The organism is Mizugakiibacter sediminis (assembly GCF_000953855.2).
In the GTDB taxonomy this organism is placed as follows: domain Bacteria; phylum Pseudomonadota; class Gammaproteobacteria; order Xanthomonadales; family Rhodanobacteraceae; genus Mizugakiibacter; species Mizugakiibacter sediminis.
The window spans coordinates 46182-59591 of the sequence record NZ_DF970163.1; the positions used below are offsets into that span (position 1 = coordinate 46182).

Annotated in this window: 10 protein-coding genes; 2 read left to right on the top strand and 8 right to left on the bottom strand. The window is 63.2% G+C overall.

Annotation, left to right across the window (positions count from 1 at the left end):
- Window position 1 precedes the first annotated feature (1 nt).
- Window positions 2-1435, top strand: coding sequence for a glycosyltransferase family 4 protein (locus MBSD_RS04795; RefSeq protein ID WP_082306487.1), 1434 nt, complete (start codon window positions 2-4; stop codon window positions 1433-1435).
- 144 nt (window positions 1436-1579) lie between these two features.
- Here the strand turns inward: MBSD_RS04795 and MBSD_RS04800 are convergent, their stop codons facing one another.
- Genes MBSD_RS04800 through MBSD_RS04830 form a run of 7 tightly spaced genes read right to left on the bottom strand, consistent with a single transcriptional unit; the run spans window position 1580 to window position 9540 of the window.
- Window positions 1580-2419 (bottom strand): class I SAM-dependent methyltransferase, encoded by an 840-nt coding sequence (locus MBSD_RS04800; RefSeq protein ID WP_187300556.1) that lies wholly within the window; start codon window positions 2417-2419, stop codon window positions 1580-1582.
- A gap of 48 nt (window positions 2420-2467) precedes the next feature.
- Window positions 2468-3994: a glucosyltransferase domain-containing protein gene (locus MBSD_RS04805; RefSeq protein WP_082306489.1), complete on the bottom strand. Its 1527-nt coding sequence runs from the start codon at window positions 3992-3994 to the stop codon at window positions 2468-2470.
- Window positions 3991-4959, bottom strand: coding sequence for a glycosyltransferase family 2 protein (locus tag MBSD_RS04810; RefSeq protein WP_237071747.1), 969 nt, complete (start codon window positions 4957-4959; stop codon window positions 3991-3993). Before MBSD_RS04810 ends, MBSD_RS04805 begins: the two co-directional genes overlap by 4 nt.
- On the bottom strand, window positions 4940-6079 hold the full coding sequence (rffA, locus tag MBSD_RS04815; protein WP_062535584.1) for a dTDP-4-amino-4,6-dideoxygalactose transaminase: 1140 nt from the start codon (window positions 6077-6079) through the stop codon (window positions 4940-4942). Before rffA ends, MBSD_RS04810 begins: the two co-directional genes overlap by 20 nt.
- A gap of 3 nt (window positions 6080-6082) precedes the next feature.
- Entirely contained in the window at window positions 6083-6457 is a 375-nt protein-coding gene (locus tag MBSD_RS04820; protein WP_237071748.1) for a DMT family transporter, read from the bottom strand.
- Between the two features lie 19 nt (window positions 6458-6476).
- Window positions 6477-7538: a GNAT family N-acetyltransferase gene (locus tag MBSD_RS04825; RefSeq protein ID WP_062535586.1), complete on the bottom strand. Its 1062-nt coding sequence runs from the start codon at window positions 7536-7538 to the stop codon at window positions 6477-6479.
- A 46-nt stretch (window positions 7539-7584) separates the two neighbouring features.
- Entirely contained in the window at window positions 7585-9540 is a 1956-nt protein-coding gene (locus MBSD_RS04830; RefSeq protein ID WP_062535588.1) for an acetoacetate--CoA ligase, read from the bottom strand.
- A 197-nt stretch (window positions 9541-9737) separates the two neighbouring features.
- Between MBSD_RS04830 and MBSD_RS04835 the strand changes: the two genes are divergently transcribed.
- The gene (locus tag MBSD_RS04835; protein ID WP_062535590.1) at window positions 9738-12002 is read left to right on the top strand and encodes a reprolysin-like metallopeptidase; all 2265 of its coding nucleotides are present in this window, start codon (window positions 9738-9740) and stop codon (window positions 12000-12002) included.
- 441 nt (window positions 12003-12443) lie between these two features.
- Here MBSD_RS04835 and MBSD_RS04840 read toward each other — a convergent pair whose 3' ends face one another.
- Window positions 12444-13385, bottom strand: coding sequence for an electron transfer flavoprotein subunit alpha/FixB family protein (locus MBSD_RS04840; RefSeq protein ID WP_062535592.1), 942 nt, complete (start codon window positions 13383-13385; stop codon window positions 12444-12446).
- Window positions 13386-13410: the final 25 nt, after the last annotated feature.

Below are 13410 nucleotides of genomic sequence, written 5' to 3' on the forward strand. Positions count from 1 at the left end.
CATGTACCGCGTATTCAGAGCCACCTATCGCGCGCTCGATCGCGCTTTGTTTTCACGCATGCCCCTACAGAAGCAGTTGGCGCTCAAGGCCGGCGTATTGCGCGTAGCGCGCGGCATGTTTCCCGAACGCATCCAGGCGGCGCACGCCAGCCAGTTGGTCGACATGTCGGGTTCGCTGAGCAGCGATCGGCCCTGGCAGCCGCCGGCCTTGCCCGCTTGGGTCAAGGATGAATTGCGCGCGCTTGCCGCCATCGATCCGGAGCTGCATCCGGAAAACGAAGCGATCGCACGGGCTAGCTTTTATTCGGCACCGTGGTGTTATGACCAGCCGGGACAGGTCTATGCGCAGTTGTGGCACTCCGTCGAGCGGCCGGTCGATGTAGCCATTGCCGTGCCTTGGCTCAAGACCGGGGGCGCCGACCTTGGAGCGGTCCATGTCGCCAATGCGCTCGCCGAAGATCTGGATCGGCGCGTCCTGGTCATGGCGACCGAGGACCAGGATTCACCATGGGCCTCCCGGCTCTCGGCGAAAGTGCAGTTCCTGCCCATCGGACGGCCACTGGCGCCGCTCGCGCCGGGGCACCGACTTGATGTCCTCGTGCGCCTGCTGCTGCAGCTTTCGCCGCGTGTATTCCACATCATGAACTCGCGTCTTGGGTGGGATGCCGTCGTGCGCAACGGTCTGGCCTTGCGCCAGCACATGAGAATTTTCGCCTCGTTGTACTGCGACGACTTTACGCCGCATGGCGTTCCCGTGGGCTACGCGCGCAGCTATCTGCCGCGCTGCTACACCATGCTCGATGGCATACTCAGCGACAACACGCGGACATGGCGCGCCTGGGTGCAGACGATGGGCGTACCGGCCTCGCTTTTCAATGTCCTCCCTTTCCCGGCCCCCGCTACAGCGGCGCCAACCACCCGCGGCGCTGGCAAGGCGATCCTATGGGCAGGGAGGCTCGACCGGCAGAAACGCCCGGATCTGCTTGCGCGCATCGCGGCCGCCATGCCGGATTTCCGGTTCGATGTGCACGGAACGAGTGTTTGCGAGCAGGGCGACCTGGACATGCTGCGCAAGTTGCCCAACGTCGTCATGCACGGCGCCTACGCATGCTTCGATGATGTGGTCAAAGACGACCATCTGGCGTTGCTGTACACGACGGCGTGGGACGGCATGCCGAACGTTCTTTTGGAGGCTGCGGCAGCAGGATTGCCGGTCGTGGCGCCCGATGTGGGCGGAATCACCGATTTCATTCCTGCCGCCGATTTGGTGGCATCCGCCGACGACGTGCCCGCTTACGTGAAGTCGATCCGCGACCTCTCGGAGAACCCCGCGTTGCGGGCCGCGCGCGTCGAATCGTTGCGCATAAAGCTCGCCGAGCGTCGCTGGGAAGTGTTCGTTCGGCGGCTGGCGGGGATCGAGGGGTACGTGGCCTGAAAGCAGGGCGTGAGCATGGCGCGTGCGGCGACGACGTGAGCGTGCCGCTCGGCTGATGGGCGTCCGTCGTATCGGCAGCGCGCGCAAACCCCTTCCGCGCGGGGCGGCGCATGGTTTCGCGCGCCGAGCGCGCCGGTTCCGCCGTCAGACGGACTTCTTTTGCGCCACCACCAGGCAACTGGCGCCGAAGGGTAAGGTGCGGCCCGCGGCGATCGCCCGGACCTCGGGGCGCAGTATCTTCTCCAGCAGCGAGGCGGCCCAGCTGCCGCCGGATCCGTGTTCATCCTCGCTGCTCATCAGTCCATCGCGCCTGCCCAGTCCCAGTCGGTAGGGCAGCGATCGCAGCAGCCAGATCGGAAACACCAACGCCGTGAAGAAATAGGTCGCGTAAAGGATGTCGAAGCGGGCCGAAAAAAGCTTGTCCAGTGTCGCGCGGGTGTGCCGTCTGAAATGCCCTGCGGAGATGTCGGCACGCGACCACAGCCACGCGTAGCTCGGCACAGTCGCATACACGCGTCCACCAGGTTGCAAAGCGTCGGCCACACGATCCAGAAAGGCCGCGTCGCGCTCGATATGTTCGATGACATCGAACATGCCCGACGCCGCAAGCGAGGCGGGCAAGATGCCCGCGTGCTCAAAGGTGGCGCAGATCACGGTGGGGATTCCCCTGGCCAAACGTGCATTCCTGGCGCCTACAGGGCCGGGCTCCAGCAAAACGGCCTGATGTCCTTCGGCAAGCAGGCGCGCCGTAACGTAGCCGTTGCCGCCGCCGATGTCGAGAAAGACACCCGCAGGAGGCGGGAACCGGCGCATCGACGCAACGATGCAGTCGTTGCGGTGGCGGAACCAGAATGAGCGGTCCTCCACCTGCATGCAGCGCTCATGTCCATCGTCCGGGTAGGAGTAATGCGCATCATTCCTCTGGGGGCGGTAAATACCAAGCGCGTCAGGTACGAGACGTGGACTGAATGCAGTGATGTTCATCGAAGGAATGATGGCTGGATCCCAGAAGTGCCCACTTTGCATCGTGCTTTACAAGCAAACAAGTATGGCGTCACCACGCTCGGACAGAGAACCTGCAGTCGGCCAGTTCGGCTTTCCGATACATGCCTTATTAATGTCGTCACCGATGAACACTTTCCGCGTCGTGCCCGTGGCCTCAGTAAAAAGACCGCTGATGGACCATGGCTTGGCAAATGCCGAAATATTCATGTCGCCTTGAGTTGTACCGAGGCCCGAAGGATATCCCCATGAGGGATTGCCGATCAGTATAGGTCGACTGTCATTCTTGCCAAAATGAGTTTCGACGTCGTGAAGGATTAAGGCAGCTCGCAATTGATCCCAGCGGTTCAATCGCGTCTGGTCGAAAAATACGGACGCACTGCTGAAAGAGAGTGCCAATAGGGGGAAAGACCAGATCACAAACGCTCCGGATCGGGAGAGCAGAGCGCCACCAACAAGACCTGCGGCAACGATACCGCTAGCAATCGCATAAGCAGAGATCGAGCGTGGTACAGGCCACCAGCTCTTGCCTACCGCGACGGGGGCGATCGTGGCTGCCAGCATCAAAACGCCACATGCCAAAATGAGGACAGTGCGGTAGCGGTTTTGGATGAACGCGAGGCCCGCTGAGAGGAGAAGGGCTGCCACGAAAGCGATTTTCGCTCCGTGTGAAAGTATGGGTTCACCATCCCATACCATGCGCTTCAGCAGCGAGAGCACCTCGATGCAGCGTTGAGGGATATCGGCCACCCCGATCAATGTGGCCCTATTCTCATGGGGAAGCGAAAAAAGGCGGGACAAAAGAAGATTGATGATTACATACGCAATCGTTGCGAATGCCGGAACAAGAAACGCAATTCTTATGCCGTCATATGAGAACTGATCTCCGTGACCGCTTCTGTGTCTCGGAAGCGCAAACATGCCGATCAGCCCACAAAAAGTGGCCGGAACCACAAGCTGATTGATGCCTGCAGCCAATGTGAGCACCAACGACGAAACCAGAACTCGCTGTCGTAAAGAATTTTTTTCGATGGCCTCATCGGTGCTCTGCCGGAACTGCCTTGCCGCCAAACGGAGCGATAGGGCGGATAGCAGCCAAGCAATGGCCATGGGTAGATCGGCTTGGCGAAATGTGAAGTATTCAGCGGCGTATGGATGGGAAGCGGCTACTGCTGATCCGATTAAGCACGCGGCAAATGATGTTCCTAGGGATAACGGGTAAGAAAAAACCGTGGCGATGAAATATGCATAAGCGCTGATACAAAGAGCAGCAGCAAGAAACTGTATTTGGACGAAGTTAATTCCGACGGCATCAAGAGCCAGCGTGATTGGAACGAATGTGTAGCGTCCCTGCGACAGAAAGTGCGCTGCGAGCTGTCGAGTGGATTCGCTATCGGCGCCAAGCGAAAGCTTGTAGTCGTCTAGCGCGTATCCTCCCAAAAGCGCTGACCCCTTGCTCAAAAAGACGCATAGCAAAACCCAAGCGAACAGCAGCGCTTGACGCAGCGCCACGTCGCTCGAGAATCTGTCGAACATGAGGTGTTGCGCATTCTTCATGGCATCTTGTCCCCAGTGCCGGCAGCGTCGGTGCCTCGGGTATCGCGATAGATGAGGTAAATCGGCCGGTCCTTTACGCTCTCGTACACCCTTCCGAGATAAAGGCCGAGCACGCCGAGGCTGAAAAGGATCAGGCCTCCCAGCAGCCAAATGGATGTGATCAAGCTGGTATAGCCCAGTACGCTGACCTCGCCGCGCAGGTAGCGAACCAGCGTCCACAACGCGTAGACGGATGCCAGCAGTGAGATGAGCAATCCGAGTACGGCCGAGACGCGCAAGGGCTTGTCCGAATTGGCCAGGATGATATCGGCGCCTAGCTTGAGCAGCTTATGCAGATCGTAGCTGCTGCTCCCGTGCTCGCGGGCGCCGTGCTCGACCTCGATCGCGCAACGCCTGAATCCCACCCACTTCACCTGGACCGGGAAGAAGCGGGTTTTCTCCGGCATGCGCCGGATCGCGTCGACTACCCGCCGGTGGAAAATGCCGAAGTTGGCGGTGCGTGCGTCGAAATCGGCGCTGCTGAGGTAATTCAGCACGGCGTAGAAGATGCGGGACAACCAGCGTTTGAGGAGTCCGTCCTGACGGCGGGCCCGCGCACCGAAAACGATGTCGTAGCCCTCCTGGGCCTTCGCGTACAGGCGCGGGATTTCTTCGGGCCTGTCCTGCAGGTCGCAGTCCATCACGACCACCCACTCGCCTTCGCACCGGTCGAGCCCGGCGCTGATGGCATAGTGCTGGCCGAAATTGCGTGAAAGCAGCAGGCCGCGCACATGCGCGTCGGAGCGCGCGAGCTGTTCGATGACCTGCCAGGAGTCGTCCGGACTGCCGTCGCAGACCAGGACAATCTCGTAGCGTTGCGTGATGGCCGTCAGGGCCTTGTCGACGCGTGCACAAAGCTCGTGGAGACAATCCGCGCAGCAGTACACGGGGACCAGCACACTTATGTCAGGCTTGGCGGTGGGCACGCAGGGCATCCTGGAGCGTGGCAATGACGCGATGAGCATCGAGGTCGGGCAACCACAAGGGCAATCTGAGCAGGGTATCGCTTACCCGACGCGTAACCGGAAGATCGCCGATGCTGCGGGCGTAGCGCTTGCCTGCCGGCGCATCATGCAGCGGTATGTAATGGAAGATGGGGTGGATGTCCTGCTGCTTCATGTACTCGATCACGCCGCTGCGTATGGCGAGCGACGGCAGGATCACATAGTACATGTGCGCATTGTGTACGCATCCTTCTGGCACGATCGGGCGGCGGAGCAGCCCGTCCCGTTCGGGTTCCTCCAGAGCGCGGTGGTAGGTTTCCCATATCGCGAGCCGTTCGCGCGTGATCCTGTCGGCTTCCTCGAGTTGCGCCCACAGGAAGGCGGCGACGATCTCGCCAGGCAGATACGAAGAACCCAGGTCGACCCACGTGTACTTGTCGACCTGCCCGCGGAAAAACTTGGATCGGTTGGTGCCCTTCTCCCGGATGATCTCGGCGCGGTCGACGAACTGATCGTCGTTGATGAGGAGGGCGCCACCTTCGCCCGAGATCACGTTTTTCGTTTCATGGAAACTCAGCGCGGCCAAATGACCGATGCTGCCCAGCGGCCGGCCCTTGTAGCTGGAAAGGACACCCTGCGCGGCATCTTCGACTACGAACAATCGATGGCGCTCGGCAACGGCCATGATGGCATCCATGTCGCAACCGACGCCGGCGTAATGCACCGCGCAAATGGCCTTGGTCCTCGGGGTGACGGCTGCCTCGATCAAGGTTTCGTCGATGTTGAACGTGTCGGCTCTGACATCGACGAACACCGGCACCGCGCCGCGCAGTGCGAAAGCGTTTGCAGTGGACACGAAAGTGAACGAGGGCATGATGACCTCGTCGCCGGGCGCCAGGTCGAGCAATAGCGCCGCCATTTCGAGAGCGGCGGTGCAGGAATGGGTCAGCAACGCGCGCTTTGCGCCGAGTCGGGCTTCCAGCCACTGGTTGCAACGTTTCGTGAACAAACCATCGCCCGACAAATGGCCGCTGGCATGCGCCTCGGCGATGTACTCGAGCTCGCGGCCCGTCATGTACGGCTTATTGAATGGAATCCGCATGATTCATCCTTGGCTGGAGACGATGAGTCCGGCGATCACCAGGACAAGTCCGACGATCTTGGCCGGGTTGACGGTTTCCCCGAAAAGATGCACGGCGAGTATGCCGACGAGCACGAAGTTGAGTGCCATGAAAGGGTAAGCCTTGCTCAACTCGAAGCGCGTCATGGCGGCCATCCAGGCGATCGATGCCAGGAAGGCGGCGGCCAGGGCGCTCAGGATCCATGGGTTGACGATAAGTTTGAGCAGGAAAAGTGTTCTCTCGGAGAATTGCGCGGGTAACGCACCGGCGAGATTGACCTGCCATTTGATCACGATTTGCCCGTAAACCGTCAAAAGCACCGTCAACAGGATGAGGAAATAGCCCATGAGCGCGTCCATGGTGGCAAAGACGTTTCTATTAAGGTGAAAGATCGATGTACGCCGCATACAACGGCCGTCCTTCGCCATCGCGAAGAATACCTACGGCTTTCATCGCACCGCTGGAATTCGCCGAGGGAATCAGCTTGTACTCGCGGTGTGCCGCCGTTTGCAAAGCGAAGGCGTCTTCGAAGCTTGCCACGCGCAAGCTACGGACGCGCAAACGCGGTGCATCGAGAACTGCGCGGCGCGAAGTCCAGTCGATCAAGTCGGTCACCGACGATGACGTATATGGTGGGGCCGTCGGCTCAATCGAAAAGCTGTACGCAGCGCAGTGTTCGACATCCGGCGCGTGCAGAAAGGCGTTGACATGAAAAGTGTCGTAAGCCTCCACCATGGCAAAGCCTTCGCGCCGCCACACCTTCTGTACGGCGAGGTTGCCAATCTGCGTTGAGACGCGCACGCGCGCAAAGCCATTCTCGTGAAACCACTGCAGCGCGATACGCACAAGACTGCTGTAGATGCCATTCCTGGCAAATTCGGGGAGGACGCCGTTCAGAACGAATTCGCCCGTCGAGGCGGCGACATCGTGGCTGCAGCACAGGAAGCCCACGATCCGCCCTTCATGGCGGGCGAGCCAGGTAATCTTGTTCGAGGGATCGCCGAGATGACGAATGGCCCATTCGCAATAACCGGCGAGCACCTTTTCTGCGTCGAGAACGGGATTCGAGTGGTAGTGGTTGCGATAATCCCGAAACACGCTTGCGACCACCGCGCTGAGTTCTGCCATGTCCGCCGTCGAGGCCGTGGCGATGCTCACGCGCGTATTGGCAGGGGCGACAAGATCGAGGTTGCGGAGCTCGGCGGCATAGTAAACCAGCGTATCGGCGTGGATGACTTCTGCGCCGAAGGCGCCTAGCTTCGACATCCGATGCGCGAGGGTCGTCGGCGTGCGGATGATCGCCAGATCCGCGTTGGCATCGACGATTGCTTTCCACAGCCGATCGGGGTCGGCATCGGGGGCGTACCCCCGCACGACGTGAAAACCAAAGCGCGCGCTGTCGGGTGCTGAATACGCAAGTATCCTCTCGCTCGTCGTCACCGTGCGGTTCCTGATGCAGGCGGGCGTCGCGGCCCGGCGATGTTCGTCAGACGGTTAAATCCGGGATGTTGCAGAAGTGCGCAAGCGCCTGCGGATTGGCCAGCGCGTCGGTGTTCTTCACCGTGCGCCCGTGGATGGTATCGCGTACCGCGATCTCGCTGATCTTACCGGAGATGGTGCGCGGGATGTCGGCCACCTGCAGGATCTTCGCCGGCACGTGGCGCGGGGTGGTGTTGGCGCGGATCTGCTGGCGGATCTTCTCGCGCAGGCCGTCGTCGAGGGTGAGGCCTTCGCGCAGGCGCACGAACAGCACCACGCGCTCGTCGCCTTCCCACTTCTGGCCGACCGCGACCGACTCCAGCACCTCGTGCACCTGCTCGACCTGGCGGTAGATCTCGGCGGTGCCGATGCGCACGCCGCCGGGATTGAGCGTGGCGTCCGAGCGGCCGTAGATGATCACGGTGTTGCGATCGGTCAGCTCGGCGTAGTCGCCGTGGCACCAGACGTTGGGGATGCGGGCGAAGTAGGCGTTGCGGTACTTCTCGCCGTCCGGATCGTTCCAGAAGCCGACCGGCATCGAGGGGAACGGCGCCAGACAGGCCAGTTCGCCCGGCGCGTTGCGCACCGGCTGGCCGGCGTCGTCCAGCACCTCGACCTTCATGCCGAGCCCGCGGCACTGCAGCTCGCCGCGGTACACCGGCAGCACCGGTGCGCCCAGCGCGAAGCAGGAGATGATGTCGGTGCCGCCGGAGATCGACGACAGCAGCACGCGCTCCTTCACGTCGCGGTAGACGTAGTCGAAGCTCTCCGGCGCCAGCGGCGAGCCGGTGGAAAGGATGGTTTTCAGCGCCGTCAGCTTGTGCGTCTCGCGCGGCCGGATGCCGGCCTTCTCGATCGCGGCGATCCACTTCGCGCTGGTGCCGAACACGCTGATGCCGATCTCGTCGGCCAGGTCCCACAGCACGTTGCCGTCGGGATGGAACGGCGAGCCGTCGTACAACACCACGGTGGCGCCGACGGCGAGGCCGGATACCAGCCAGTTCCACATCATCCAGCCGCAGGTGGTGTAGTAGAAGATGCGGTCCTCGCGCTTGAGATCGGTGTGCAGCACCAGTTCCTTCAAGTGCTGCAGCAGGGTGCCGCCGGCGCCGTGCACGATGCACTTCGGTGCGCCGGTGGTGCCCGAGGAATACATGATGTAGACCGGGTGGTCGAATGGCGTCGGCACGAACTCGAGCGCGTGCTCGACGCTATCGGCGAACTCCGGCCAGGCGACGGCGCCGCGCAGGCCCTGCAGTCGCAGCGGCTGGCCGGAGTAGGGGATCACCACCAGGCGCTCGATGCTGGGGATGCGATCGAGCACGCCGCGGATCCTGTCGAGGCAATCGTGCGTCTTGCCGCCGTAGGGATAGGCGTCGGCGGTGAACAGCACCTTCGGCGCGATCTGGCCGAAGCGGTCGACCACGCCGTTGATGCCGAAGTCCGGCGAGCACGACGACCAGGTCGCGCCCAGCGAGGTCGCCGCCAGCATGGCGATCACCGTCTCCGGCATGTTCGGCAGGAAGCCGGCGACGCGATCGCCGGCCACCACGCCCGCCTCGCGCAGCGCGTGCGCGACGCGGCCCACCTCGGCGTGCAGCTCGGCATAGGTGTACTGGCGCCGATGGCCCCATTCGTTGCGAAACACCAGCGCGGGCCTGTCGTCCTTGTAGCGCAGCAGGTTCTGCGCGAAGTTCAGGCGCACGTTCGGGAACCACTTCGCGCCGGGCATGCGCTCGCCGTCGACCAGCACCGGCTCGCGCTCGCCGCTGGCGCGCACGCCGCAGAAGTCCCACACCAGCGTCCAGAACCGCTCCGGATGGGCTATCGAGTAGTCGTACAGCGGCGCGTAGCGGCGCAGATCCTCGTTGCCGGTCTCCTCGCGCGCGAAGCGCAGGAAGCGGTTCAGGTTCGAGCGCTCGATGCGCTCTTCGCTGGGGGTCCAGATGCGTTCCGTTTCCATGCGGCGGGCTATTCGTGATCGGGCGGCTGCGTTGTCAAAAATGCAAAATAGTATACGCAAGCCTAGCGAAAGATTCAGAGGATTTTAATCGTCTCTTAACGACGAAGCACGATTTGGATGCCGATGAGTCCGCTAGAATCCCCCGCCATCCCTTCCGGAAAGGGACACGTTCGATCGCAGTAGTGAGGAATCTCCGCGTGCGTTACTTCCTGGTCCTGATGATCCTGGCGGCACTGGCCCCCGTCACCGCAGCGCAATCCAAAGACCACTATCTGCTCGGCGCATCAGCGTACGCCAATTCGGTCACCGAAGGCGTGCGCAAACTCTATCCCGCCGCCATCGACGAGAACCAGGCGATCGAAGCCGCCGCGGAAGGCACCGGCCTGTGGATGCCGCTGCCCTCGGGCGGACGCACCTACCTCAAGTACGTGCGGCACGAACTATACGCGAACGGCGACTGGAGCTGGATCGGCGAAGCCGACACCGCGATCGGCAAGCAGCCGGTGGTGCTGACCTTCGGCAAGGACGCCGTGTTCGGCACCATTCCCACGCCCTCCGGCCGCGCACTCCACATCGTGCGGCGGCAGGGCAAGGCGTGGCTCGCGCAGGTGGATCCCGGCCTGGCCGCGCAAAGCGCGGCGCTGGTCGGCACCGCGATGCGCCGCGACGATGCGCTGGCGCCGCCGGTGGCGCGTTTCCGTCGCGGCGTCAACCTGCGATTCAAGACGAGCGAAGACACGACCGCGCCGTTGCAGTCCGCGCCGGCGCAGGCCACGGCGGGGGCGGTCGCCACCTCCGGTCCGGTGATCGATCTGATGATCGCCTACACCTCGGGTTTCGCGGCCGCGCAGGGCTCGGACGCCGCTGCCCTGACCCGGCTCAACTATCTGGTGGCGTACGCGAACCAGAGCTATGTCAACAGCCAGATCAACCTGCGCCTGCGGCTGGTGAAAACGGTCAAGGTCAGCTATCCGGACAACACCCTCAACGACAACGCGCTGTACGATCTCTCCGGCTTCGACAACAACGGCAACAGCGTGACGATGCCGTCCTCGTTGTCGACGCTGCCGACCCTGCGCGTGCAGTACGGTGCCGACCTGGTCGCGTTGGTGCGCAAGTACGACTACGCCTCCAACGGAAGCTGCGGCATCGCCTGGCTGAACGGTGCCGGTGCGGTCGGAGTCGTCCAGGACGATTATCCGGCGGGCATGGCGGTCGTCGAGGACGGCACGAGTGTCGATCCGGCCACGAACAAGACTTATTACTGCGAAGACAAAACGTTGACGCATGAGCTCGGCCATACCATGGGGGCCGCGCACGACATCGCCCACGCCAGCAAGGACAGCAACCAGAATCCGATTCCCGGCGCGTATCCCTATTCCTATGGCTACAAGACCGCCGTCAGCGGCAACACCGGCTTCGGCACGATCATGGCCTACGAGGACATGACGCAGGAATCGGTCCAGGTCTTCTCCAACCCCAATCTTCTGTGCCAGAACGTTCCATGCGGCGTCGCCAACCAGGCGGACAATGCCAGGACGCTTAATCAAACCGCGGCCATCGTCTCCAGTTTCGAAGCCACCAAGGTGCCGCTCACCAATCCGCCACAGGACGCGAATGGCGACGGCAAATCGGATTTGTTCTGGTACAACGCCGGTTCTGGCTTAATGACCTATTGGTTGATGAATGGGGCGTCCCGCACTTCCTGGCAGGGGTTCAGCGTCCCTGCGGGTTACCAGCGGCTCGGCGCGGGGGACTTCGACGGCAACGGTGATGCCGATGTGCTGTGGTCGACGGCTGCTGGCGACATATATATGTGGCTGAGCAACGGAACCACGTTTACGTCGCAGTATGTCGCGAAGTATCCCGTCGGCTGGGTGCTTGCGGGGGTGGGGGACGTGAATGGCGATGGCCGTGCGGATCTGTTTTGGTACAACCCGAGCACCGGGATGGTGACCTATTGGCTGATGAACGGCGCCAGCATGGTTTCCTGGCGTGGATTCACGACGAATACGGGGCTCAAGGCGCTGACTAGCGGCGATTTCGACGGCAATCACAGCGCGGACCTGCTGTGGGAGACGCCAAACGGCGCGTTGTACATCTGGTTGTTCGACGGCGCCGCTTTCAACTACTACTACGTCGGTGTTCATCCCGGCGGCTTCGTGCTCGCCGGAGCCACCGACATCAACGGCGACGGCAAAACCGACCTGATCTGGTACAACCCGTCCAGCGGCGCGGTCACTGTCTGGGTGATGAACGGGGCGAGTATCGCGCAGCAGTTGCAGTTCCAGACCAACACGGGGCTGCAGGCGGTGGCCACGGGCGACTTCAATGGCGACGGCTACGGCGATATCGTCTGGAAGCTCTCGTCGGGTGCCATGTACATGTGGTTGTTCAGTGGCGCTTCTTTCAATTACTACTACGTGGACTCGTATCCGAGCGGCTGGACGAGCGTCCCCTGACGATCCTCGTGCGGCGGGCCGACCGCGCGGCATGATCGACCGCGCGGTCCGCTTTCGTGCCTCGATCGGCAAACGCTGCACCGTGCGCCCCAGCGACGTGAACGGGAGGGCGCTGTCGATGGGGTTGAGAAGGCGCCGTTCCGTGCTCTCGCAACCCCTGCGCGTCCGGCGCATGCCAGGACGCGTTTCCGATGGGACGACGATGTGCCTGCGTCGCGCCACGCGCGGACTCGCCCCGAGCCAACGGACAGGCTGTTTCCCGATGGCCACTGAGGGCGGGGCGGCGCACGCATCGGCCGCTGCAGAGAGGGCAGGTCCGTGGGCGCGTGCGCCGCGAACCCGCCCCGATGACGGACGGTCGTGGGGGGCTGACGGTGCGGCCGCCGTGTGCGGTCACCGCGGTGCGCGACGTGATTTCGGGAAAGGTCGATTTCGGCCGCGTCACCCCAACGCCCGCTCCAGCTCCGGCACCAGCGTGAACAGGTCGCCGACCAGGCCGATGTCGGCGACTTCGAAGATCGGCGCCTCGGCGTCCTTGTTGATGGCGACGATGGTGCCGGCGTCCTTGATGCCGGTGAGGTGCTGGATGGCGCCGGAGATGCCGACGGCGATGTACAGCTCGGGGGCGATGATCTTGCCGGTCTGGCCGACCTGCAGGTCGCTCGGCACGTAGCCGGCGTCGACCGCGGCGCGCGAGGCGCCGACCGCGGCGCCGAGCTTGTCGGCCAGCTTGTAGATGAGCGCGAAGTTCTCGGCCGAGCCGAGCGCGCGGCCGCCGGAGACGACGCGCGCGGCGCTCTGCAGGTCGGGGCGGTCGCTCTTGCCCTGCTTGAGCTCGACGAAGCGGGTGTGGCTCGGCAGCGCGACGTCGAGCGCGAGCGCTTCGACCGGCGCGGCCGCGGCGGCGCTGCCGGCGGCGGCATAGGAAGCGACGCGCACGGTGCCGAGCAGCACGCGGTCCTGCGGCGCCTCCACGCTGACGATGGCGTTGCCGGCGTAGATCGGCCGCTTGAACGTGTACGCGCCGTCGACCGCCATGATGTCGCTGACCTGGGCGACGCCGAGCAGCGCGGCGACGCGCGGCAGCAGGTCCTTGCCGAAGGTGGTGGACGGCGCCAGCACGTGGCTGTAGCCGGCCGCGGCGGCGGCGACCTGCGGCGCGTACACCGCGGCCAGCGGGTGCGCGTTCTCGGCGCGGGCGACGGTCAGCACCTTCGAGACGCCGTCCAGCCTCGCCGCTTCGGCGGCGATCGCGTCGACCGCGTCGGCCAGCACCAGCACGGCGATCTCGCCGCCGATCTGCTTCGCGCAGGTGATGCACTTGGCGGTGGCGGGGTTGAGCTTGCCGTCCAGGTGTTCGGCGACGATCAGGATCTTGCTCATGGCTTGCCCTTCGTATCTCGTGGGG